General features: G+C 41.9%; 19 protein-coding genes. 16 read left to right on the top strand and 3 right to left on the bottom strand.

What is annotated here, in order from left to right:
* Nucleotides 1-178 precede the first annotated feature (178 nt).
* Nucleotides 179-1,882, bottom strand: a complete 1,704-nt coding sequence (locus tag QU661_RS06775; RefSeq protein WP_304989491.1) for an Rqc2 family fibronectin-binding protein — start codon at nt 1,880-1,882, stop codon at nt 179-181.
* Between the two features lie 267 nt (nt 1,883-2,149).
* On the opposite strand from QU661_RS06775, the gene QU661_RS06770 reads away from it, so the two are divergent.
* The 4 genes from QU661_RS06770 (at nt 2,150) to QU661_RS06755 (ending at nt 5,837) form a co-directional block, all read left to right on the top strand.
* Nucleotides 2,150-3,040, top strand: coding sequence for a YicC/YloC family endoribonuclease (locus tag QU661_RS06770; protein ID WP_304989490.1), 891 nt, complete (start codon nt 2,150-2,152; stop codon nt 3,038-3,040).
* Nucleotides 3,041-3,133: 93 nt separating this feature from the next.
* The gene (gmk, locus tag QU661_RS06765) at nt 3,134-3,796 is read left to right on the top strand and encodes a guanylate kinase (RefSeq protein WP_304989489.1); all 663 of its coding nucleotides are present in this window, start codon (nt 3,134-3,136) and stop codon (nt 3,794-3,796) included.
* On the top strand, nt 3,774-4,130 hold the full coding sequence (gene rpoZ / locus QU661_RS06760) for a DNA-directed RNA polymerase subunit omega (protein ID WP_304989488.1): 357 nt from the start codon (nt 3,774-3,776) through the stop codon (nt 4,128-4,130). Before gmk ends, rpoZ begins: the two co-directional genes overlap by 23 nt.
* Before the next feature lie 183 nt (nt 4,131-4,313).
* Entirely contained in the window at nt 4,314-5,837 is a 1,524-nt protein-coding gene (locus tag QU661_RS06755; RefSeq protein WP_304989487.1) for a shikimate kinase, read from the top strand.
* A 124-nt stretch (nt 5,838-5,961) separates the two neighbouring features.
* Here the strand turns inward: QU661_RS06755 and QU661_RS06750 are convergent, their stop codons facing one another.
* Complete coding sequence (locus QU661_RS06750) at nt 5,962-7,362, bottom strand: sodium-dependent transporter (protein WP_304989486.1); 1,401 nt, start codon at nt 7,360-7,362, stop codon at nt 5,962-5,964.
* A gap of 417 nt (nt 7,363-7,779) precedes the next feature.
* On the opposite strand from QU661_RS06750, the gene QU661_RS06745 reads away from it, so the two are divergent.
* The 10 genes from QU661_RS06745 (at nt 7,780) to uvrA (ending at nt 21,610) form a co-directional block, all read left to right on the top strand.
* On the top strand, nt 7,780-8,613 hold the full coding sequence (locus QU661_RS06745) for an amino acid ABC transporter substrate-binding protein (RefSeq protein WP_304989485.1): 834 nt from the start codon (nt 7,780-7,782) through the stop codon (nt 8,611-8,613).
* Nucleotides 8,614-8,688: 75 nt separating this feature from the next.
* Nucleotides 8,689-9,330, top strand: a complete 642-nt coding sequence (locus tag QU661_RS06740; RefSeq protein ID WP_304989484.1) for an amino acid ABC transporter permease — start codon at nt 8,689-8,691, stop codon at nt 9,328-9,330.
* A gap of 144 nt (nt 9,331-9,474) precedes the next feature.
* Entirely contained in the window at nt 9,475-10,668 is a 1,194-nt protein-coding gene (locus tag QU661_RS06735; protein WP_304989483.1) for a pyridoxal phosphate-dependent aminotransferase, read from the top strand.
* A 203-nt stretch (nt 10,669-10,871) separates the two neighbouring features.
* Nucleotides 10,872-13,235, top strand: coding sequence for a peptidase U32 family protein (locus tag QU661_RS06730; RefSeq protein WP_304989482.1), 2,364 nt, complete (start codon nt 10,872-10,874; stop codon nt 13,233-13,235).
* Between the two features lie 92 nt (nt 13,236-13,327).
* Nucleotides 13,328-13,714 carry a thioesterase family protein gene (locus tag QU661_RS06725; RefSeq protein WP_304989481.1) on the top strand — a complete coding sequence of 129 codons (387 nt, stop codon included), beginning with the start codon at nt 13,328-13,330 and terminating at the stop codon, nt 13,712-13,714.
* A gap of 53 nt (nt 13,715-13,767) precedes the next feature.
* Complete coding sequence (locus tag QU661_RS06720) at nt 13,768-14,886, top strand: cation diffusion facilitator family transporter (protein ID WP_304989480.1); 1,119 nt, start codon at nt 13,768-13,770, stop codon at nt 14,884-14,886.
* 22 nt (nt 14,887-14,908) lie between these two features.
* Nucleotides 14,909-16,171 (top strand): ArsB/NhaD family transporter, encoded by a 1,263-nt coding sequence (locus tag QU661_RS06715; protein WP_304989479.1) that lies wholly within the window; start codon nt 14,909-14,911, stop codon nt 16,169-16,171.
* 19 nt (nt 16,172-16,190) lie between these two features.
* Nucleotides 16,191-16,694 carry a hypothetical protein gene (locus tag QU661_RS06710; RefSeq protein WP_304989478.1) on the top strand — a complete coding sequence of 168 codons (504 nt, stop codon included), beginning with the start codon at nt 16,191-16,193 and terminating at the stop codon, nt 16,692-16,694.
* Nucleotides 16,695-16,762: 68 nt separating this feature from the next.
* Complete coding sequence (gene uvrB / locus QU661_RS06705; protein WP_304990472.1) at nt 16,763-18,736, top strand: excinuclease ABC subunit UvrB; 1,974 nt, start codon at nt 16,763-16,765, stop codon at nt 18,734-18,736.
* A 21-nt stretch (nt 18,737-18,757) separates the two neighbouring features.
* Nucleotides 18,758-21,610 (top strand): excinuclease ABC subunit UvrA, encoded by a 2,853-nt coding sequence (gene uvrA, locus QU661_RS06700; protein WP_304989477.1) that lies wholly within the window; start codon nt 18,758-18,760, stop codon nt 21,608-21,610.
* 143 nt (nt 21,611-21,753) lie between these two features.
* On the opposite strand, the gene QU661_RS06695 is transcribed toward uvrA, so the two are convergent.
* Nucleotides 21,754-22,800: an SPFH domain-containing protein gene (locus tag QU661_RS06695; protein ID WP_304989476.1), complete on the bottom strand. Its 1,047-nt coding sequence runs from the start codon at nt 22,798-22,800 to the stop codon at nt 21,754-21,756.
* A 381-nt stretch (nt 22,801-23,181) separates the two neighbouring features.
* Here QU661_RS06695 and QU661_RS06690 point away from each other — a divergent pair, with 381 nt between their 5' ends.
* Nucleotides 23,182-24,579, top strand: a complete 1,398-nt coding sequence (locus QU661_RS06690; RefSeq protein ID WP_304989475.1) for an alanine/glycine:cation symporter family protein — start codon at nt 23,182-23,184, stop codon at nt 24,577-24,579.
* Between the two features lie 363 nt (nt 24,580-24,942).
* Nucleotides 24,943-25,947 (top strand): helix-turn-helix transcriptional regulator, encoded by a 1,005-nt coding sequence (locus QU661_RS06685; RefSeq protein ID WP_304989474.1) that lies wholly within the window; start codon nt 24,943-24,945, stop codon nt 25,945-25,947.
* The last annotated feature ends 100 nt before the right edge of the window (nt 25,948-26,047 follow it).

Here is a 26,047-nt window from a genome sequence, read left to right as displayed (position 1 = left end):
AGGTATCTTAGAGGGTTCACCGCCATATAATAATCAGATACAAATACCGCGACAATTCGCGGTATTTTTGTTCATTTAGAATACTGCAAACTAGGAATAAATAACCGCTAAAATCACTAAACTAGAGTGATAATAGCGGTTTTATATTTTTATCATATAACTAAATGAATTGAAGAACCTAGTTATTGTTAGTATAACCAGACAGCTTTGGAGCGACATAAACTGTAGAATTATGCGTGAAAATCACCATTCCTGGCTTCGCACCGCTAGGCTTCTTGACATACTTAACTAGAGTATAGTCGACTGGGACGTTGTCGCTATCCTTTCCCTTGCTATGGTAGGCAGCTATGGAAGCCGCTTCATATATGGTCCCAGCTGAAATATCTTCAAGTGACTCACCTGATTCAGTTACGAGGATGACGTGTGAACCAGGAATGTCCTTGGTATGAAACCAGATATCGGTACGACTAGCGGTCTTTGTAGTAAGCTGGTCGTTTTCCTTGTTATTTCTACCGACAAATACATAGTGTCCGTCAGATAGTCTGTACTCGAGCGGTGTCTGTTTTTGTTTCTTTCGTCTCTGAATCGGCTTGCCGCGGTATCTAATGTATCCAGTCTCTGATAGTTCTTCTCTGATCTGATCCAGCTCTAGCTCAGTGTTTGCAGAGTCAAGGCTCTGTATTACGCTATCAAGGTAAATGATATCAGCCTCAACCTCTTCGAGCTGGGCTGCCTTCTCTTTTATCGCTGTTCTAGCCTTTGAATATTTCTTAAAGTATTGCTGGGCGTTCTTAGCGCCAGAGAGTTTTTTCGAAAGCGGAATAGTGATATTACTTCCATCGTAGTAATTTACAACCTCTACAGATCGAGCACCCGCTTGAATCAGGTGGATGTTGGCTGTCAAAAGCTCACCATATAGGCGATACTTATCCGAATTCTCGGCCTTAAGCAGGTCCTCAGATAATCTCTTTTTCTTGAGGAGCGCCTTGTCTAGCGCTGATTTCACGACTTTGTGTAGCGGTACTATTTTTTGCTTGACTATATTAGTGCTTGCACGGTGCTGGTAGTAGAATTCAATACAATGACTGAGACTGTCAAATTCCTTCTGCCTTAGTTCGTGGTATTCTGATAGCTCTGTTATGTGAAATTCGAGAGGCATATCATCTTCATCAAAATATACAACAGGTGTAAATGATCCCGTCTGTGCAGATTCGGCAATCTCAGCTAGGCGAATGGCAGGTTCATCAACAGAAAGAAGTTCTCTAGCGATGGCTGGAGAAATTCCCGAGATGCGGCTCATAATGAGCTTTTCACTGAGAGTTACACCTTCTCTGTTCGTAAAATCCTCTGCAGATGCTGCTTTAAAAGGCGTCTTATCCTGTTCAGGTGGATACACATAGACAACACCTGGAAGCAGCTGTCTGTATCTATTTACATCTATAGAAATCCTCTTGATCGCATCGATGATTTTGCCAGAATCGATATCGATGAGAATTATGTTGCTATGCTTCCCCATAATTTCAACGATGAGTCTCTTGGAGGTGGTGAAACCGAGCTCTGTCTGAGCCTCAATATCGAGCTCTATGATGCGCTCAGAATCTCGCTGCCTTATCTCTGTTATGCGTCCACCCTGAATATGCTTTCTTAGAAGCATGCAAAAGTTAGGAGGCTGCATCGGGTTAATGTACTTATCATCTGTGAGACAGATGCGCGCAGACTGGCTACCGCACGAGGCAAGGAGCTTTACATTGCCTTCTCTCGTATGAATCTGTATTAATAAATTTTCTCCCGTCGGCTGATAGATTTTCTCAATCTTGCCGAGCGTAATGGTGTTCGATAGCTCTGATGCTATTGCGGATGTGATTATACCGTCAAATGCCAATTCGTATTCCTTTCTGACATCAGAAAAATTTGCTCTGATGACGACACGATGGTAAATAGCATATCACGGAGATCCGCATTTTTCAAGCTGTGCAGAGGTTTAACACCTAGACTTGACAAACTTTGTATATACAAACTTTCATGAGATTTTAGAGAGTTTTTGAAAGATTCTTTGGTCTTGTAGGTATATGGCAACTAAAGCTCTAATTGTTTACTTTAAAGTGCATAAAAGATATAATAAATTGGTTAAACACGAGGAGGTGGATACGTGGTCAAGAGCATGACAGGATACGGTAGAGGCATATATTGCGATAATCAGCGGAGTATAACCGTAGAGGTTAAGGCTGTGAATCACAGATACTGCGATATAACCGTAAAGATGCCTAGAAAATACTCTTTTGCAGAAGAGAAAATAAAAGCGGCTGCAAAGGAAGTCCTAAAGCGTGGTAAAATTGAAATCGGTGTGTCCATAGATAATTTTGGCAAGAGTGAAACGAATGTAAACCTTAACCTAGAAGCGGCAAAACTATATTATGATGCGCTTACTGAGCTAGGGCATAGCTTTGATCTCGCAGGTGATGGACAGGTGTCATTAAGTCTTCTCGCTGGAATGACAGATGTGCTGACCACCTCACCAGCTGCAGAGGATGAAGAGGAAATTACAAGAGAACTGATGACGGCACTCAAGGAAGCTCTCGAAGGCATTAGTGCGATGAGAACTGTTGAGGGAGAAAAATTGGCACTAGATATACTCAACAGGGCCGATATCATTGAAAATACCAAGAATCTTATAGCAGAGAAAACCCCAAAGATTGAAGGGGAATACAAGGAACGGCTGCAAGCGAGAATCACTGAACTTCTAGACGGTAGCGTAGAAATTCCAGAGGAGAGGCTTGCCATTGAGGCGGCTATCTTCGCGGACAAGGCGAATATAACAGAAGAAATCGTGAGGCTCGGCAGTCACGTAGACCAGCTCAGAGCGTTTATAAATAGCGATGAAGAGACTGTAGGTAAGAAGATTGACTTCTTAGTTCAAGAGATGAACAGAGAGGCTAATACGATTGGATCCAAGTCAAATGATATGGATATCACATCATGGATGCTAGAACTCAAAGCTGAGATAGAGAAAATTCGCGAACAGATTCAGAATATTGAATAGATGAAGTAGCCTCGGAATAGATATTGTGATAGCTAGAGTGATAAGCGTTTTTGTGGTATAATGTTAGCCAAATATTTAATATGGGAGACAGTGATGGGAAAGTCGAGTCACAATGACGGCAGACTATTTGTTATATCGGGACCGTCAGGCGCAGGAAAGGGTACTATTTGCAAGAAATTGCTTGAGTCTGTAGATATTTCACTTTCAACTTCGATGACGACTAGAGCGCCAAGACAAGGTGAAGTAGATGGTAAAGACTATTACTTCGTTACGGTAAATGAGTTCGAAGAGAAGATTGCGAATGGTGGGATGCTAGAGTATGCGAGAGTGTTTGATAACATTTATGGTACACCTAAGGACATGGTCATTAAACAGCTTGAAAGAGGCAGAGATGTCATTCTAGAGATTGATGTTCAAGGTGGATTGCAGATAAAACAGAAGATGCCAGAACAAGCAGTGCTTGTGTTCATTCTACCACCAGATTTCGCTACGCTGCGCCAGAGGATTATAGACCGAGGCACTGAGACTAAAGAAGTAATCGACAAGAGATTTAACGAAGCGATTAATGAGATAAAACTGATTGGTGAGTATGACTACTATGTGGTCAACGACGAGCTTGATGATGCCGTGTATGAGCTTAAGGCCATAATTATGGCTGAGAGGAGACGTGTGCCGAACAAGATAATGCCAATCGTTAGAGAATACGAGAGGGGAATACAGGAGGAAAATCATCATGATGTTATATCCAGCAATTAACGAGCTTAACAAGCTAACAGACAGCAGATACACACTGGTTGTACTAACAGCAAAGAGGGCCAGAGATATCATTGACGGTAAGCCAGTTCTTACAGATGTTGAAGCAGAGAGACCTGTGAGCCTTGCAACTAACGAGATAGCTGAAGGACTCATAACTTACAAGAGAAGTGATGGACACAAAGAAGAGGGCGAGACATTTGAAAACTTTGAACTAGATATTAAATGTGATGCTGCTTTGGCTTCCGACGCAGCTCAAGTCGAGAATGCCGAAGAGGTTCAGAGTGAAGCTGAAGTAGAGGAAACAGTTGCAGAAGAGACAGATCTGGATGCTTAAGCTCTGGGATGTAATATGGTAACTGAAATGGAAGTCGTTTAGATTTCCATTTTTTATATATAGATATATCAGGCGGTACGATGGAGAATTACATTACAAATATTCCATTTAAATTGGTAAGCAGTGATACAGAACAATTTGATGAGATTGCAAGTACTGCCGAGAATATTAGAGAGATTGCTTATGGGAAATAGTGTAGAAGCGGACCTTATGAAACTACTCGCTACAATCGGTGAAAAGCAGGCGAGTGGGCAAGGGGTATTTATAGAAGAGAAGAAATATGGCTTGATTGGAGGCAATGTAAGTCATAGCCTGTCAAAGAAGCTGCATGGGCTAATAGGTGGCTATGCATATAGCCTAATTGAGCTACGAGATAGTAAAAGGCTAGGAGAAGTCCTGCACATGGCGGGTTTTTACGGTTTCAATATAACTAATCCCTATAAGGAGGCCGTGATAGAGCATCTAGATGAGCTTTCTGAAGAGGCTGAAGTTATACAGGCTGTAAACACAGTAAAGGTGCTACCAGATGGGAGACTCAAAGGTTATAATACTGATTATCTAGGGCTAATGAAGCTGTTTAAAGCGGAGACTGTAGCAGGTAAAAGGGTTGCGATATTAGGAACTGGCGGAGCATCGTTATCGGCTATATACGCTATGAAAAAATTAGGCGCTAATGAAATTGTAAGAGTTTCTAGAAACCGAGATAAAGTAGATAGTTTAGTACAGATAGGTGAGCCTGGTAACTCGCAAAAGCTAAGTGAAATATATAATTACGATGATAACGAGTGGCGAGATGCTGAGATTATAATTAATACTACTCCGGTTGGTATGTTCCCAGATAATGGTAAGTCTCCGCTAGATGCTTGTGATGTAAACTGGGAAAGCCTAGAGCAAACTGAAATGGCGGTTGATCTCATATACAATCCTCATAGAACAAAGTTCATGCAGGATGCGGAATTAGCAGGAATAAAAACTATCGGTGGACTAGGGATGCTCATATGGCAGGGCATATATGCAAGAGACATCTGGGAAGGCAGAAATATGGAGCCGGATTATTCGCTCGCTGCATCTGTCATGGAGAGGCTCCTTAGAGAACAGCTTAATTTGGTGACAGTTGGGATGCCGGGCAGTGGTAAATCGTCTATATCAAGACAAGTAGCACTTACCATGAAACGTAAATTTGTAGATATAGATAGGGCGGTCGCACATGAGGAAGGATGCGCTATAAATCAGATAATTGAGAAATCTGGAGTCGAAGTATTTAGAAATATAGAGAGCAAGAAGCTTCGAGAAGTGTGCGCTAGAAATCATCAGGTGATTGCGACTGGAGGAGGCTCTATCTTGAAGGAAACCAATAGAGAAATAATTCGCGAGAACAGCCTCGTTATATATATTGATAGGCCGACAAAGTTTCTTGCTACTAAGAACAGACCGCTAAGCCAGAGGAAAGGTGTCTACAACCTGTACAGGGAAAGGGCGAATTTGTACCATGGAATTGCGGATATAAAGGTGAACAACAAGTATAGGTTTGGACGCGAAAAGCGCATGGCAGACGAACATGTAACCTTTAACAAAAAGAACGAAGCGGATTCGAAGCAGTCGCAGTATATGCGAGATATAAGAAGGTTTGCTAGAAGTGTAGCTAAAAGATATAAGCTACATATAAGGCATATTGTTGAAAGAGATATCTATGGAATTGGCAGATAACAAGCAATTCAGCAATTTGTGTTCTATAAACAAGAAACGACCCTCAGCTTGTGCTGAAGGTCGTTTTCTATTATTCACTTAATTTATTGAAACGGATGTCTAAAATTCATTTAAAATATATATCTTAGAATAGCTTTAGTCCGAAGAACGTATTAAGCTGACCTATAAGTATGAAGAATGTGAATACAGGTGCAACCCACTTGAGGCAGAATCTGTAGAACTTCTCAGACTTAAACTCAGAGCCAATATGTACTTCTTCAGGAAGCATATCTGGATGAATCCAACCAAATATGATAGTAGTTATGAATGCGCCTATTGGCATCAGTACACCTTCTGCAAGGAGGTCGAAACCATCTAACCAGCTGAATTTTCCGAACATAGGTGGAAGATACTTCCCAAGACCATCGTATGCAACGAGCAATCCCATGCAGAGGCAAACTAGTCCAAAACCCCAAGCGAGTTTCTTACGCTGATTTCCATAGCCCTTCTTGAGACCGTAGTCGATGAACGAACCGATGATTGCTTCGAGTACTGACATAGACGATGTGATAGCTGCTATTACTACGAGTCCATAGAATAGCACACCGAATATAGGACCAAGCTTACCCATGCCATTAAATACTGTCTGTAGAGTCATGTACAGAAGGCCAGCACCACCCTGTGGACTCTGTCCACTTGCGAATACTGCAGGCATGATAGCAAGACCAGCCATAAGTGCGATTACTGTATCGGCAAAAGGTATAACCAAACTGCTCTTCTCTATGTTTTGCTCCTTCTTCATGTATGAGCCATATGTTACAAGGATACCCATACCGAGGGATAGCGAGAAGAATACTTGACCGCCTGCTGCGGCAAGAACTGTTATCCAGCCGGTGCCCTTGAATACTTCAAAGTTAGGCTTGAACAGGAATGAGAGACCTGCAGAAGCACCAGGAAGAGTTACACTTCTTATGATGATAACAAGTAGCATTACGAAAAGTGCAGGCATAGCTACCTTGTTGAATTTTTCTATTCCTTCAGATAGACCACGTGCAACAACAATTATTGTTAAAACAAGGAATATAGCTGTATAAACTGCTGACTGAGTCTGGTCTGCTGATAGTCTTGCAAAGTACTCAGGACCAGATAAGCCGTTTACACCCCAGCTTGCACCAAATAAATCTCCGAGATTCGCTATAGTGTACTTTAGACAATATCCACCTAGATATGAATAGAATCCGAGTATGAAGAATGGAGCGAGTGCACCGAACCATCCTACGATCGTGTACTTTTTGCTCACCTCTCTATAAGCGAGGATGATAGAGCTGTGTGTCTTTCTTCCGAGAGAAAGCTCAGTCATAATCAGTACATATCCTGCGAATACAGCTAGTAATAAATAAAGTATTAGGAAGGCAAAGCCTCCGTTCATTCCCAGCTTGTATGGGAATCCCCACATGTTTCCAAGTCCAACGGCAGACCCTATAGCAGCGAGCATAAAGCCCATCGAGCTACCCCAAGACTCTCTTTTTACTTCCTTTTTAGGCATTTTTTGTTCCTCCGGTTAAATTTCTCGTTTCGAATGTTGGTATTATACAAGAAAATTTAATACGTTGTCAATAGAAACAAAAAATAAGCTCAAATTATCGATAAAAATACAAATTTATTATTTAATGTGTGTAAAAAAATTATCATCGATAAAATATGTACAAGTAAATAATGTTTAAAATTACCCGTTGACATGCATAGTAACAGATGCTAACATTACACTATCACATTACTACTTTACTGTGCTAAATTGAAAGCGGATTGTTTAGATTAGGTTTTAATCAGTAGAGATGATTCCTACATATGTATATTTAGGAAGATGATAGAAGCTTAGTCTGATACGAACAAGTAGTGATGTGTATTAATAGTGAAGAATTTTAAATTTTATTAAGAACTAGAAATGTAATGGAGAGAAGCTATGAAAAATAAAATAGTGGTAAAGAACATGATTAGATGTATTGCTTTCACATTGATTATTATGACATCAATCGGACTTACAGGATGTGGAACTAATTCAAAATCTGACCTTGAATATGTCAAGAATAAGGGAACACTTGTCGTTGGTCTCGATGATACTTTTGCGCCTATGGGATTTAGGGACAAAGCTGATAAGCTAGTCGGTTTTGATATTGACCTAGCTAGAGCTGTTACTAAGAAGATGGGAATTAAGGTTAAGTTCCAACCCATCGATTGGTCCGCTAAGGAGGGGGAACTCAAGTCAAAGAACATCGACTGCGTGTGGAACGGCATGTCTGCAACTTCTAACAGACAGAAAAGTATGTCTTTATCAAACAAGTATCTTAAGAATAGAATACTAATCATGTCACTCGATCCAAATGTGAAAGTCAATAGTGCCGATGATCTTAAGAATATTAAAATTGGTACACAAGCTGATTCATCTGCACTAGAGGTTATCAAGAAGAACGATAAGTACAATGAGTTTAAGAATAATATATCAGAATATAAGACGTATGACGAAGCTATCCTAGATATGAAGGCAGGTCGTATCAAAGCGGTAGCAATCGATGAAGTTTATGCGATTTATAACAATGAAAACAAGGATAAACTATATGAGTCCCCATTTAACTTCGGCGCTGACTACTATGCTGTAGGCTTCCGAAAGGGTGATAAGAAACTCACTAAAGAATTCAATAAGGCTTTCAAAGAGATTATTGATAGTGGTGAAGCCCAGAAAATCAGCGAGAAATGGTTTGGTAAGGATTTGGTGGTATTTGAAGGATATGATAAATAGGAATATTGTTAGTATATCTAATTTGCATAGCCAATGCCTAGCTGGCATTGGCTATAGATGTTGAAGGAGATTATGATGGCTTACATAAAGGAGATTATGCCGGTATTGATTAGCGGGGCACTGATATCGCTAAAGTTATTCGCGTTAACGTTGGTCTTGTCGCTACCACTTGGACTACCGATATGCCTCGGAGAACAAAGTAAGATTGCCCCATTGAGGTGGTTTTGTAAGACTTTCGTATTTATATTCAGAGGAACACCGCTTATGCTCCAATTGTTCTTCTTTTATTTCTTTTTCCCTATTCAGCTTGGAATTCGTATGGAGGCATTTCCAACAGCTGTGCTGACGTTCGCGATCAATTATGCGGCATACTTTGCTGAAATATATAGAGGAGGATTTAACAGCATAGATAAGGGACAATATGAAGCGGCTTACTCTCTAGGATTTGCGCAGAGGCAGACTCTCGCTAAAGTGGTAATTCCACAGATGTTCCGCATAGTAATTCCCCCGATTTCAAATGAGGTAATTACGCTTATCAAGGACACGGCTCTCGCTTCGACTATCACGTTAGCTGAGATGATGAAGGTATCTCAAGGTATAGTTAATCGTGATGGAACCCTTATTCCATATGTACTAGCTGCAGGTATTTATTTACTGTTTACCTTTATTATGACTCTTGGGCTAAGCAGGGCGGAAGCAAAATATTCACAGTACTAAAAAGCTATTTGATTTTTTAATCAGTACGATAATTAAATTAAAAGTTATAGTATGTACGTAAATGGGTACAAAATGATTTAATTGTGCTACAATATAAATAATTGAGAAAATAATTATTTATTTTTACAGAAAGAGATGCGGTATATGAAATTAAGCAGAAATTCACAGGCGATGGAATTTTCGCCCATTAGGAAATTTAACCCTATTGCAACTGAAGTTCAGGAATCTGGCGTTAAGATATATTATTTAAATATCGGACAGCCTGATATAAAGACGCCTAAATGTTTTATGGATGCTGTTCGCGCTTTTGATGAAGATGTTCTTATGTACGAGCAGTCTCAAGGTGACATCAAGTTCCTAGAATCTATTTGTGACTATTATAAGAGAGAGTACAGCATTGAATATAAACCTACGGATATCGTTGTTACCATGGGTGCTTCAGAGGCTCTCACTATGACATTTACCGCAATTATAGATCCTGGTGATGAAATTCTTATTGCAGAACCGTTCTATAGCAATTATCAGACTTTTGCACTCGTAAGAGGTGGAAGCATATGCCCGATTCCAACAAGCTCAAAGGAAGGATATCGGTACGCATCCAGAGACAGGCTAGAGGCTGCCTTGACAGATAAAACCAAGGTCATCGTCTGTATTAATCCGGGCAACCCAACAGGACTTGCGCTTACAGCTGAAGAGATGGATATAATAGCAGATTTTGTTATTGAAAACGATCTCTGGCTGATTGCAGATGAGGCATATAGAGAATATGTATATGATGGTATTAAGCCGCGAAGCTTTGCTAATATAGATAAGTTAAAGAAAAACTTGATTGTTATCGACTCTGTTTCAAAGAGATTTTCTGCATGCGGAGCTAGAATAGGATTTGTGGCGTCTAAAAATGAAGAATTAATGACAGGAATAATCAAGCTGGCACAATCAAGGCTTTGTGTTTCTACACTAGAGCAGATTGGATCTACTGAACTTTTTAAGCTTCCTAGTTCGTACTATGAAGAGATGAATGAGGAATATTGCAAGAGAAGGGATACTGCATATGAAGAAATTATGCAAATTCCCGATGTAATATGTCATAAGCCTGGTGGGGCATTTTATATGATGGTTGATCTTCCTATAGATGATGCTGAAGATTTCCTAATGTTCTTGCTTACTGAGTATAGGGATAATAATGAAACTGTCATGTTTGCACCTGCTGCTGGATTCTACTCGACATTGGGAAATGGTAAGAGTGAGATTCGCATTGCTTACGTTCTAGAGAGTAGCTATATCAAGAGAGCTTGTCAGCTGATTCGTACAGGGCTCGAAGCATACAAGGCTAAGTAACTTAGCTTATATATAATATATATGCTAGACTTACATATATACAATTCAGTCAAGACCGCATCCACTTGTGTGCGGTCTTTTATTGCTTTTTTCTGTGATTAATAATTATAAAATACGATTAAGAGTGTATAATAAAGTGATATATTGTAATTAATAAAAGATTAAATGATTGTAAAATGTAGAGATATACAGAGAATGGCGGTATGGAGAGGGCTAAAAGTAAACGAAGAAACATAAATAGTAACAAAGTAGAGCTTTTGGTTCCGGCAGGGGGAATGGAGCAATTTCTGGCTGCTGTAGAGAATGGAGCTGATGCGATATATGTTGGTGGGCAGCTTTTCAATGCTCGTGCTGGCGCTCAAAATTTTAATGATGATGAATTAGTGCTAGCGCTAGATTATGCTCATAAACGTGGGGTGAAGGTTTATGTTACTATGAATACTCTTTTAAGTGATGATGAGCTTGAGACTGCACTTAGATATGCTTCATTTCTACATGATTCCGGAGTCGATGCGATTATCGTGCAGGACCTTGGACTCGGTGAACTGGTTCGTAGAGCGCTTCCAGACCTAGAGCTACATATGTCTACACAAGCGACTATCACAGATGCAAATAGCGCAAAGGTAGCTCACGAGCTCGGTTATAAGCGCGTAGTGGTAGCTCGTGAGCTGGCCCTGCCAGAAATCGAGGATATATGCAGGATCGGATCAGATAGTGTCTCGGATTTTGAGGTCGAAGTGTTCGTGCACGGCGCCATCTGCATATGCTACTCCGGCCAGTGCCAATACAGCAGATATTATGGAGGCCGGAGTGGCAATCGGGGAAGCTGCGCGCAGCCCTGCCGCCTCGCATATAGGAGCTACGGCGAGGACGGCAGGCGGCTCGCGGCGGCGAGCCACCCGATGAGCCCGCGCGATATGTGCCTTCTGGATGAACTCGGCGGGCTCATCGCTGCCGGTGCAGCTTCCTTCAAGATCGAGGGTAGGCTCAAATCGGCTGAGTACGTAGCAATCGTGACTTCTATATATCGCAAATACATAGATATGTATCAAGATGAGGGATATATAGAAGTTTCGAATGAAGACAGGGAGGCGCTTCTACAGATATTTAATAGAGGAGAGTTTACCGATGCATATCTGAGGGGTGAGAGCGGAAATAGCCTTATGTCTGGGGATATCGTTAAGAATCAAGGACTTGATATGGGTAGCGTCATTGCTACTAAGAAGGGATCGACACTAGTGGATATAGTTACTAGTAGAGAACCAGAGATCGGAGATGGTGCCGAGATATATGGCAGAGGAGATGCACCTCTATCAAGCACGGTGCTGAGCTACGTTAAGGAACTGGGTACTGAGAGGTATAGAATTGGAGATTTTAGAGGAAATATATCGGTTGGTGATATAGTACGCAGGACCTCTAAGAAGTCTCAACTTGAAGTTGCACGGCAGTCGTATAAGGGGGCAACTTTCTTTGAAGATGAGGACACCAGAAAAGTTAAGCGTCGCCGTAAGATCAATATGACCTTGAATATAGAAGGGAATATGCTTGTGCTTAAATCACACACAGTAAAGCTACCGGACGATGACAGATGGCCAAGCTGCATGCAGAAGAGTGTAAGTGTGGAGGCTGGACCTTTTGACTTCGATTATGAAAGCCCAACACCGGTTGAGAGATATGAAACGGCACTCTCGAAGACTGGGAATACACCATTTGAACTAAGTGAACTCAGAATAATAGGCGATTCCCAGATTAGGGTAAAGACTTCGGAGTTAAACTCACTTCGTAGATGCTGCCTATCTGAACTTAGTAAGACGTTAGAGTTTAGAAGAAATGAGTTTGATATAGAATTCGTCATCTCTGAACTTCATGATTTGCTAGGACGATCTGGGACTATAAATAAAGAACAGCAGAGCGGAAAACTTCAGGAATCACAAAGCTTCGAGTTATATTTCAGCAGCATAGACGATTGGCGTACTTTCGAGGCAGATGGCGGAGCTTCGGTTCTTAGCTCAAGAACTGGAGCAGTGCCAGGATTATCATATAAAGTGCTGCTACCAATGGCAGGAATAGTGACTGAACTATGCAGAGGTAGTGAGTCTTTGCCACCAGAAATAGTCCCTTATATAGGAAGCGTGACAAAGGGAATCGAGGAACAGATTTTACAGGAAAATTATGAGTGGGTGGTAAAACTTGCGCTTACGAGAGGCATCTTCATATCAAATCTCGGCTGGCTACGAAAGATGATAGAAATAGGAGCGGAAGTTACTGCGGACTATGGATTAAACGCATATAATCACATGAGTATCCAAGTGCTTAAGGCGCTTGGGGCAAGTGATGTTCGCTGGAGCTTAGAGAAGGCTAGTGTTTCAGAAGGGAACTATCCGTTAATGCAGACCGAGCACAGATTCCCTGCTGCAAGGCTAAAGAGCAGACGTGAACACGATGTTAGGATTCTAAATAATGCGTTTAGCAGCCAGTCGGTCGTGCTGCCATGTGGAGAAGGTGGTGATATCGTAGGAAGGGTGATTAAATGCTTACATGAAGGGCATTTTAGGCTCTATGTTTAGCATCATATACTAATCACTCGAATGCACTTAATTCTATAATTTGTTTGAAGGATTTTAGGCACAAGCATATAATAACAGTTTGGAGAACAGAGATGGATACAGGAATTAAAGGTTTTAAGGAAATTATCGTGACAAAGGAGCTCACAGCGAGGAGCATGGGGAGCGGAGACTTAGAAGTGTATGCAACACCTGCGATGGTCGCGCTAATGGAAGGAACAGCTGCTGATTCTGTTAAGTCTGAACTTGATGAAGGAAAGGGTTCTGTAGGGACGAGTATCAAGGTCAAGCACTTAGCTGCGACACCTATCGGAATGCGCGTGAGATGCGAATCCGAACTCATCGAGGCTTCTGGGCGGAGATTGGTGTTCAGGGTATCTGCATTTGACGAGAAAGATAAAATCGGAGAGGGTACACACGAGAGATTTATAATCTCGAATGACAAATTTCAAAGCAAAGCTAACAGCAAGTTAAGTGAATAGCTATATTGAAAAAGTGTGATTGGATGAGATAAACTTGTGGAGGTTTTAGATTTATGAATGAACAGACTAATAGAAATAGAATAATAATTAGGACAAGTGTAATAGGGATAATTGCCAACGTGCTTTTGGCGGGTTTTAAAGCAGTTATAGGGACTGCTACTAACTCCATCGCTATCGTCATGGATGCTCTAAATAATCTGAGCGATGCATTATCTTCGATTATTACAATTGTGGGAACTCGTCTTGCTGGTAAAGCACCCGATAGACATCACCCTCTGGGGCATGGAAGATATGAAGAACTTACAGCAATGGTTATTGCGGTAATCGTACTCTATGCCGGTATTACAGCATTTCAGGAATCTGTAAAGAATATATTACATCCTGAAACACCGTCATATTCGAGCGTATCACTAGTGATAATAGGAGCAGCAGTCGCTGTGAAGCTGCTACTCGGAAGATATGTAAAATCCGTTGGAATCAAGATTAATTCAGAATCTCTTGTAGCATCAGGGAGTGATGCGCTATTTGATTCCATTATCTCGATTTCGACACTAGTAGCAGCAGGAATTTACATTGTATCTGACATAAGCCTTGAGGCTTATCTAGGTGCATTTATAGCAGCATTCATCATAAAGGCCGGTATAGATATGCTCCGAGAGAACATAAGTAAGATTCTAGGAGAAAGAGCAGATAGTGGGCTTACGAAAGAAATCAAAGATACAATCCTAGAGATAGATGGGATAAATGGGGCATACGACTTGCTACTTCATAACTATGGACCTAATACCGTGATTGGCGAGGTTCATATCGAAGTTCCAGATACTTATACAGCTGCGACGATTGATGAACTCACAAGGCTGATTCAGGAAAAGATATATAAGAAATATGGTATTGCCATTGCTACAGTCGGTGTATATTCGATGAATACGACTGATGATAAGGCGCTCAGAATCAAGAGCGATATCACGAGAATTGTGATGTCGGAAGAGTTCGTGCTGCAGATGCATGGATTCTACTTGGATGAAGAGAAGATGCTGATGCTATTCGATATAATCGTGGATTTCGATGCCCCGGACAGGATACAGGTTCGCGATAATATACTAAACAAGATTAAGTCCAAATATCCAGAATACGAAGTGAAAATCACAGTTGATCTGGATGTAAGTGACTGATCAAAGTGTAAGGGGGTAAGTAATGGAAGTTATTGCTATTGTAGTGTTCGTGGTCGTCATCGGACTGATCATGAGTGAAAAGGTTCATAGAGCGGCGGCTGCTCTCGCTGGTGCTGTGGTACTCGTATTCACAGGTGTTATGAGCGGTGAGAAAGCACTCTCCTATATCGACTTCAATACCATTGGTGTTCTCGTGGGAATGATGACATTGGTCGCTGTAATCAGACAGTCGGGACTGTTCGAATATGTCGCAATTAAGGCGGCAAAGGTGGTGCATGGAGATCCGTGGAAGATAATGATTGCTTTTATCTTAATCACCGCAATTCTATCTGGAATATTAGATAACGTAACGACGGTACTGCTCGTCGGACCGATGACTATCGCTATTGCGAAGATGCTTGAGATTAATCCGGTACCATTTTTGATGACGCAGATTCTCGCATCTAATGTCGGAGGTACGGCAACACTCATCGGTGACCCTCCAAATATCATGATTGGAAGTGCTGCAAAACTCTCTTTTATGGACTTTCTCGAAAACACTGGCTTTGCCGTTGTGCTTGTAATCGTATTCATGATTATCACGATGCGCTTCGAGTATAAGAAGGAGATTGAGGTAGAGGGACTTGATACATCCAAGATTATGAATCTTGATCCTAATAAATCGATTACTGATAGGCCTTTACTCATCAAGGGAGTTGTAGTTATCTGCCTCGTAATTTTGGGATTTATATTCCATGATAGGCTAGGAATTGAATCATCTGTAATTGCGCTTGCGGCAGCAGCAATTATGCTTATTATAGGTGGTACAAGCGTTGAGAATGCTATTCAGGATGTAGAGTGGACGACTATTGCGTTCTTCATGTCGCTCTTCGTAGTAGTTGGAGGACTTACGGAAACTGGAGTTATCAAGCAGATGGCGGCTGTGGTAATCGAGAAGACAGAAGGCCACCCAGTTATGATGATGCTAATATTGCTATGGGCATCAGCTATTCTGTCGTCGTTCCTCGATAACATACCGTTCGTAGCAACGCTGATTCCATTAGTGCTCGCATTAAAGGCAGACGGCATGGATGTCGAACCACTGTGGTGGGCAATTTCACTTGGAGCTTGTCTTGGAGGAAATGGAACGATGATTGGAGCTTCGGCAAACGTAGTACTCTCAGATATCAGTACCAAGCACGGATACCCGATTACATTTAAGAGCTATCTGCGCGTCGGAATGCCGTTTATGCTAGGATCAGTAGCTATTTCTATGGTATTCCTGTTAGTTAAGTACGGAATGTAGCGGAGAATGGAGGCAATAAATGGCAAACACACTTACAACAGACAGAGTAACAAGTGATATGATTAATATGATGGTCAAGCAGCTCGGTGCGACGAACGTTAAGAACATGCCTGCCCATATCAATATATATGAGTTTGAAATCAACGATGAGCTTACTATCAAGTATATGCTGGATCTCAGACGTGATCATGCTATGTACCTACGCAGGGTAAATCCGTATCCGATGCTTCTCGGCAAATTCTATGGCGAGACGGATGTTGTGGATTTTATCAGACGCGATATAACAAAGTTTAAAAACGCTAGCAAATCGGACAAGTTCAAACAGTTCATCGAGCTCACAGATAATCTAACTCAGTTCAACAGAGAGATTGAACAACTTTTCCTAAATAGAAATGTTCCAACAGCTGCTTTTGAAGAATTCTCTGAAGAGATGGAGCGTATAAGAGAGACAATCGAACAGATTGCCCGCGAATGCCCAATGCTCTATGAGAATGAAAGACTGATAGATATTGAAAATAAGTAGCTGAAATTATGACAGTGAATTGAGTATATGGATGAATGTTCTTGTATGATGAGAAAGTCGAGGTTAAAATGCCTGAGTTCAAAGTTCATTCTGAATTCGAGATGATGGGTGATCAGCCACAGGCTGTAGAGAAAATAGCTGAGAGTATAGAGTCTGGAAAGCGCTTCCAGACTCTACTTGGCGTTACTGGATCTGGCAAGACTTATACGATGGCGAAGATAATAGAGAAGGTGCAGAAGCCAACTCTTATAATTTCGCATAACAAAACATTGGCAGCGCAGCTTCACGGAGAGATGAAAGAATTCTTTCCTAACAATGCCGTTGAATACTTCGTATCGTACTATGATTTCTACCAGCCAGAGGCATATGTCGCTTCTACTGACACGTATATAGAGAAAGATGCTGATATAAATGACGAAATAGACAAGCTCAGGCACTCTGCGACTGCGGCAGTCCTCGAGCGTAGAGATGTTATCATAGTTGCTAGTGTTTCCTGCATATACGGTCTCGGTAGCCCTGATTCGTATAGAAATCAGCTCTTATCTCTGAGACCAGGGGTGGAGATGGACAGGACAATGATGATGCGAAAACTCATCGACATGCAGTATGAGAGAAATGACATCGATTTCCATCGCGGTACATTTCGAGTTCGTGGCGACATAATCGATATATATCCTGCTGGTGGAGAAGAGGCGGTAAGAGTCGAGATGTTTGGAGATGAGATAGAGGAAATCAAAGAGATGAACGCTCTGACTGGTGAAATCACAGGTGTACGTAATCATATCTCAATATTCCCAGCATCCCACTACGTAACTAGCAAGGAGGACATGCAGCTTGCTGTCGGCACCATAAAAGAAGAACTTGATGAACGTGTAAAATGGTTTAAGGAGAATGGAAAGCTACTTGAGGCTGAGCGTATCACCCAGCGTACCAACTACGATATGGATATGATGATGGAAGTCGGAACCTGTAAGGGAGTCGAGAACTACTCGAGGCATCTGAACTTCCTGAAGCCTGGGGAGAGACCTTACGTTCTTCTTGATTATTTTCCGGATGATTTTCTAACTATAATCGATGAGTCGCATGTAATGCTGCCTCAGCTGCGCGCGATGTACAATGGGGATAGGGCAAGAAAAAGCTCGCTTGTCGACTTTGGATTTAGACTCCCCTCGGCACTGGATAACAGACCGCTCAAGTTCGAAGAATTTAATGAGGTCACTAACGATATTCTATTCGTTAGTGCTACGCCAGGGAAATACGAGCTCGAGAACTCAAATGGCGTCACAACAGAACAGATTATCAGACCGACGGGACTTCTTGATCCGATAATAGAAGTTAGGCCGATTGAAGGTCAGATAGATGATATAATCGGCGAGATATATAAGACTGTGGATAATGGAGAGCGAGTGCTCATCACGACACTCACCAAGAGAATGGCAGAGGACCTCACGGGATTCCTAAGAAATGAAGGGATCAAGGTCAGATATCTGCATTCTGAAATAGATAATTTCGAGAGACTAGAGATAATCAGGGATCTTCGCCTTGGTAAATTCGACGTTCTAGTCGGCATCAATCTTCTGAGAGAGGGGCTTGACCTACCAGAGGTATCGCTCGTAGCTATCCTAGATGCTGATAAAGAGGGATTCCTCCGCACAGAGACCTCGCTGGTTCAGACTGTCGGGAGAGCTGCACGTAACCAGAACGGCAGAGTTATCATGTATGCTGATCGCATCAGCAAGGCGATGAAGTACACCATAGATGAGACTGCGAGAAGGCGTGAAATCCAGGAGAGATATAATGAAGAACACGGAATTACACCACAGACTATCATAAAGCCTATACGTGATGTAATCGAGGCGACGAAGTCGTATACCGGAGACACTGAACTCAAGAATCCAAAGGAAATGACGACGAAGGAGCTGCAACGTACGATTAAGAATCTCGAGAAGGAGATGAAGCAGGCGGCTAAAGACCTTCAGTTCGAGCGAGCAGCAGAGCTCAGGGATCTACTGTTTGATCTAAGGAGCAGCAAGAGAGCATAGATATTTTGAAAGGGTATTTCTATGGAGAAAAACATAGTAATTAAAGGTGCAAAGGAGAACAATCTTAAGGGCGTGGATCTTACGATTCCTCGCGATAAGATGATTGTATTTACCGGACTTTCAGGTTCTGGTAAATCTTCGCTTGCATTCGACACGATATATGCAGAGGGACAGAAGAAGTATGTGGAGTCACTTTCCTCGTATGCGAGACAGTTCCTCGGACTCATGAAGAAGCCAGATGTGCAACTAATTGAGGGACTTTCACCAGCGATCTCAATTGACCAGAAGACCACTAATAAGAATCCGAGGTCGACTGTCGGAACGGTTACAGAGATATATGATTATCTAAGACTTCTGTATGCTAGAGTCGGTATTCCTCACTGCCCAGTGTGCGGTAGGGAGATATCCAGCCAGTCTGTAGACACTATTGTTGACCATATCATGGCTCACGATGAAGGTACCAGACTAACCGTCATGGCACCGATAATCAAGGGGCGCAAAGGAGAGCACAAGAATATACTCTCTCGTATTAAGAAAGACGGCTTTATCAGAATTAGGCTCGATGGCGAGATGATTAGAGTGGATGAGCAGGAGGAATTTAACCTCAACAAAAATGTGAAACACACCATAGATATAGTTATCGATAGAATTGTATTAAGGTCTGAAAATAGAAGCCGTATTGCTGAAGCGGTTGAACTCGCCGTTAAAGAAGGTGAAGGGACTACCAATATTTTATTTCAGTATAAGACCGAAGACGGCAAGACTAAGGATGCGGAGGAGACTTTTAGCACTCAACTCGCCTGCCCAGAGCACGGTGTGGGGATCGAGGAGATGGAGCCTAGAATGTTCTCATTCAACGCGCCATATGGATCTTGTGAAACGTGCACTGGTCTAGGATTTACGCTAAAAATCGATGATGATAACGTCGTATCCGAACCGAATAAGAGCATACTCGATGGCGCGATGGGGCAGGTGTTCTCGACGATGGATGCGATGGGATTCTACCGCCAGATGCTCAACCAGCTGGCAATAGATCACAAGACAGACCTCGGTGTTCCTTACAAGGAGCTGCCGATAGACTTTAGAAATGAACTGCTGCATGGAACTGGTAATCGTAAGCTCAAATACACCTATACTAGCAAGTCTGGCCGTGTATCCCATATGAATCATACGTTTGAAGGTGTGATTCCTAGTCTAGAGAGAAGATATGGCGAGACTAATTCAGATTATATAAAGGAAAAAATTGCTGGCATGATGACAGAGGCAATCTGTCCTACTTGTCATGGCAAGAAACTGAAGGACACGGTGCTGGCAGTAACGGTTGGTGATAAAAATATCATCGAACTAACTGACCTATCAGTAGAGCAGGCGATTCTATTCTTTGAAAAGCTTGAGCTGACGCCAAGGGAACAGCAGATATCGAGGCTCATCACTAAGGAAATCAGGGAGAGACTCAGATTCCTAAAGCAGGTGGGGCTCGGATACCTGACTTTGTCGCGCGCCGCAGGCACGCTCTCGGGAGGGGAATCTCAGCGTATCAGGTTGGCTACTCAGATAGGGTCGGGGCTCGTCGGTGTGCTGTATATCCTGGACGAGCCTTCGATTGGACTCCACCAGCGAGACAACGACAAGCTGCTCGGCGCACTGAGGAACTTGACCGATATGGGTAATACCTTAGTCATCGTTGAGCACGATGAAGATACGATGTATGCTGCTGACTATATCGTGGATATCGGACCTGGGGCTGGAATCTATGGTGGTGAGTTGGTGGCTCAGGGAACTGTCGAGGATATCAAAGCCTGCAAGGACTCTATAACTGGACAGTTTCTGTCTGGTGTGCGTAAGATTGGCGTACCTAAGACTAGAAGAACTGGAAACGGTAAATACCTCGAGATTATTGGAGCTAAGCAAAATAATCTACGCAATATAGATGTTAAGATTCCAGCAGGCAAGCTAGTATGTGTGACGGGCGTATCGGGCTCTGGCAAGTCATCCCTTGTAAATGAAATACTTTACAAAGGGGTCGCAAGTGTTACAAATAAGCTACAGGAAAAGCCAGGCGCGCATGAGGAGATACGTGGCATTGAGAATTTTGACAAGGTCATAGATATAGATCAATCGCCGATTGGACGTACACCTAGGTCAAATCCTGCAACTTACACGGGAATGTTCGATCCGATTAGAGACCTTTTTGCACAGATGCCAGAGGCTAAGATGCGAGGATATCAGAAGGGCCGTTTCAGCTTCAATGTAAAGGGCGGAAGGTGCGAAGCATGCCGCGGAGATGGTATCACCAAAGTAGAAATGCACTTCCTACCAGATGTATATGTTCCATGTGAGGTGTGTGGCGGTGCTAGATACAATCACGAGACGCTGGAGGTAAAATACAAAGGGAAGAATATCTCTGAGATTCTCGAGATGAGTGTTACAGAGGCACTACCATTCTTTGAGAATCACAAATCCATCGAGAAATATCTGCGAACGCTCGATGATGTAGGCCTCGGATACATCAAACTCGGACAACCGTCGACTCAGCTATCTGGTGGCGAGGCGCAGAGAATCAAACTCGCTACAGAGCTTTCCAAGAAGAGTACAGGTAAGACATTATACATATTAGATGAACCGACAACGGGGCTTCACTTCGCTGATGTCGAGAAGTTGATGTACGTTCTTAATAGACTGACTGACGAGGGCAATACGGTGGTGGTAATCGAACATAATCTTGATGTGATTAAGTGTGCAGATCACATTATCGACCTCGGACCAGAAGGTGGTAGTGGTGGTGGAACTATCGTTGCGACGGGAACACCTGAAGAGGTTGCTAAGTGCGAGAAGTCATTTACAGGGCAGTATCTACGAAAGATGCTTAGATAGTATAGAGGAATAATATGAGAAAAGGACGAAGATTGATTCTTCGTCCTTTTGTACTGTGTATTAATTGGTTTTGAGCCCTATATGTGGAACTCTATGTAAAGAAATCAAAACCTAGATACCTGAGATGCCAAGGTTTTATATAGCTAGATAATATCTTCTCTTCGGTTTTCTAAATCAACCTGGATGCTTGCATTAGTTCCTGCGACTTCCTTAGTAATCTTGGAGGAAGTATTCTTGAGGCAGCTATCGTTATAACTTCCCTTATCAGTAACAGGTGACTTATCAATCTCTGTGTAGTCACCTATGCCTAGAGCTTCAGAAGCCATTCCAAGATTTGATACGATGCTTGCCAAGTCCGTAGGCATAAATATTTTTGTTGCACGACCATCAGCGATATCTCTCAGAGCCTCGAGGCCTTTTAGCTTGAGAACACCCTCGTTGATATTAGCTTTCTTGAGCTTCTCAAGACCCTGAGCCTGCGCTTCGTATACGAGTCTGATAGATTCTGCTTCACCGGCAGCGAGAGCGATTCTTGCTTCCTTCTCAGCTTCGGCAGCGAGAACCTTTGCTTCCTTATCACCCTCAGCACGCGATACTACAGATTCCTTATGAGCCTGCGCTTCGAGTACAGTCTGACGTCTCTCTCGTTCGGCTCTCATCTGCTTTGTCATTACTTCTTCGATTTCTTCAGGTGGAATTATATTCTTGAGCTCTACACGGTTGACCTTGAGACCCCATGAATCAGTTGCTTTATCAAGAATGACCTCCATGTCTTCGTTGATTTGCTCTCTGGACGATAGCGTTGTATCGAGCTCCATGCCTCCGATTATGCTTCTGAGTGAAGTTGCAGACAGATTCTGTAGACCGGCGATTGGATTTTCTACACCGTATGTGTATAGTTTAGGGTCAAATACTTTTGCGAATACAACAGAATCCACGCGCACAGATACGTTATCCTTAGTGATTACAGGTTGAGGAGGAAAATCGAGAACCTGCTCCTTGAGCGAAATCTTATTGATCACGTTGTCGATGATTGGAAATTTAAAATGAAGACCTGCGTGCCATGTACATAGATATTTCCCTAGCCTTTCAATTACGTATGCATGCTCCTGTGGGACAATCTTTATGCAGGAAACCAATAACAATACTATCAAAAAAACTACTATTACATAAATAATTGTAGCAATCATAGTGAACCTCCTTATTAGTAATCTAATTAGTATCAATTGATATCTCCATAATATGAGCATAACATAGAAAAGTCAATTAAATTAGATTGTAAAAGACGTTAAACTTTTATTTAATATTATCTTAAAATGAATTGACTATCTAAGGATGGGAATTTAGTGGGAAACGAGAATAGATAGTGTATTGGAATTAACCATTTATTTATGCGGCTTAATTATCATATGGACGAACAACCATAAAAAATATTGATACTGTAAATCAAATTGTTTAATTTCACAATGAAAACTTTATTATTTTATTAACTTTTACTAAATCTGTTGCAGAATCATCTCTGATGTTTTAGAATCAAAACATGAATTTTATATTATTACAAGGAGTCCTTTATGCTTAAAACGATTGTTTCTTACAACGACATGATTAATGCATTCATTTGGGGTGTGCCCTCGATGATCTGCATTATGGGAGTTGGAATTTGGCTGACTCTCAACACGCGCTTCATTCAGTTCAGAAAATTCGGATATACACTGAAGCACACTTTCGGTGCTATGTTCGATAAAAAGGAAGCTGGAGATGGTGCTCTTACCTCATTCCAGTCCGTATGTACCGCACTCGCGGGAACCGTTGGAACTGGTAATATCGCGGGTGTCGCCGGAGCTATCGCTTTAGGCGGACCAGGAGCAGTTTTCTGGATGTGGCTTTCTGCACTGCTAGGTATGTGCACAAAGTTCGCGGAGGTTACGCTAGCTGTACATTTTAGAGAGCGTAATGACCATGGAGACTGGGTTGGCGGTCCTATGTATTACATAAAGAATGGTCTAAGTAAGAAATGGAGCTGGCTAGCAATTTTATACTCGACATTCGGAGTGCTTACGGTGTTCGGTACAGGAAATGCTACGCAGGTTAATACGATTACGACAGCTATCGATTCGGCATTGACATCGACTGGTGCATTTAAGCACGGCCTTCCATCTGGTGTCAACCTAGGCATTGGTATAGCGATTACCCTGCTGGTGCTGGTTATCTTAATCGGAGGAATAAAGCGTATCGGACGTGTAACGGAGAAACTAGTTCCTTTCATGGCGCTTTACTATATAATCTTTGGACTTCTAGTAGTTATTCTCAATTACAAGAACGTTCCTGGCGTTTTCAGAGATATATTTGAAGGCGCATTTACACCAAGGGCTATAACAGGCGGCGTTGTAGGTTCAATGTTCATTGCTATGAGAAGAGGTGTTTCTAGAGGTATATTTTCAAATGAAGCGGGTCTTGGTACAGGTTCCATCGCTCATTCTTCGGCTGAGGTGGACCACCCAGTTCAGCAGGGTCTATGGGGAATATTCGAGGTATTTGCAGATACGATTGTAATCTGTACTATTACGGCTCTTGTAATCCTCTGCAGTGGCGTGAAAATCAATTACGGTAAGACAGCAGGTGCAGAGCTCACCATTTCAGGATTCACAGCTACTTTCGGAGGTTGGGTTTCGGTAATGCTCGCTGTAGCACTTTGCTGCTTCGCCTTCTCAACTATACTAGGCTGGGGGTTATACGGCTCGAGATGTATAGAATTTTTGTTCGGAAAGTCTGCCATAAAGCCGTTTATCGTTGTGTATTCACTAGTGGCTATTATCGGAGCTACTATGGATCTAGGATTAATATGGAACATAGCAGACACATTTAATGGATTGATGGTAATTCCAAATTTGATTGCAGTTCTACTGCTGTCAGGTACTGTTATCAGACTTACAAAGGACTATTTTGATAAGGGAAAGCCTAAAAAATAGATTTATTCTACTCTTATATGACATCATGATAAAGACTCTCGCCCGCATTGACGAGAGTCTTTATTTTGAGATCAAAATCTCTCAAAATAAGCATTTTTAGCGTACAATAATAAGATGTAAACGCTAGTTGCAACCGTGAGTTGACAAATTTCCAAGTGCAGTTGGTGGTGAAGTGGACGTCGCTACCATAAAATGAAACCATAGAATGCAGCTGCTCTATGAAAAGAAAACGAAAAATAGGAAAGAAATTCAAAATATGTTTTAATAGGTGATGATAAGGAAACTCACAAAATATTTTGCTGGATTTGGAAATTTTGGATATCATATCTACAATATGATATGAAACTCAATTAGGAGGGTATTATGATAATTTCAGAAAAGATAATGAGCCTACGCAAGCAGTACGGATGGAGTCAAGAAGAGCTTGCAGATCTTGTTGGAGTATCTAGACAGTCGGTTTCGAAGTGGGAATCAGCAACTTCAATGCCGGATATACAGAAGATAATCAAGATGAGCGAAGTTTTCGGAGTGTCTGTAGACTATCTACTTAAGGATGAGATGGATTTGCCAGAATCATCTAATGCAGAGACTACTGAAGATATAGCGAGTGATGTTGAGAAACCGATAAAAACAGTCTCTCTTGAAGAAGCAAATGAATATCTTGAAGAATCGTATAAGCAAGCAAATAGAATAGCGGGTGCTGTGGGGTTATTTATCATATCCCCAGTGGCTTATATACTAGCTGAGAACTTTGCCAATGAAAATAACAGAAAGTTGTTAGAACGCATCTCATTAGCAGCTATGTTTATAATAATCGCAATTGGTGTAGCACTGTGTATATTGTCGTCGTTTGCGCTGTCAAAATATGAATATCTGTCCAAGGATGAACTGAAACTTGGATATGGCGTAGAAGCGGCTGTTAAGCACAGATACGCTCCATTTAAAGAGGTTATAGGACAGAAGATTGCTGTTGGCGTGTTTCTCTGTATAGTAGGAGTCCTACCAGGAATAATATTTGATGATTCAGATAAGCGTTTTTCACAATTTGAGAATGCCGCATGGGCACTTACATTAATTATGGTTGCGGCAGGTGTATATACTTTCGTTGAAGTTGGTATTATCGGCGGCAGTTACAAGAAGCTACTACAAGAAGGCGATTACACCCCCTATAAGAAGCGCATAGAGCAGAAGATGGCACCAATAGCAGGAGCTTACTGGATTATAATTACAGCAATATATTTGACTCTAGGTTTCCTATTCAACTATTGGAACAAAGCTTGGGTTATCTGGCCGATTGCAGGGCTGCTATACGGGCTATTCTACAAGATATGTGAAGTGTTCTTAAACAAGAAAGATTACGATAAATAAGGATATACGATTATTGATTATGCAATAGGAGCCTCAAGAACAAGGTGCGTAGATAAAATAAGTTAAAAGATAAGTAATCAATAAATAAAACTCCCTTTGA

It is taken from the genome of Mogibacterium neglectum, from assembly GCF_030644205.1.
GTDB lineage: Bacteria > Bacillota > Clostridia > Peptostreptococcales > Anaerovoracaceae > Mogibacterium > Mogibacterium neglectum.
This window is presented reverse-complemented; position numbering and strand designations above follow the sequence as displayed.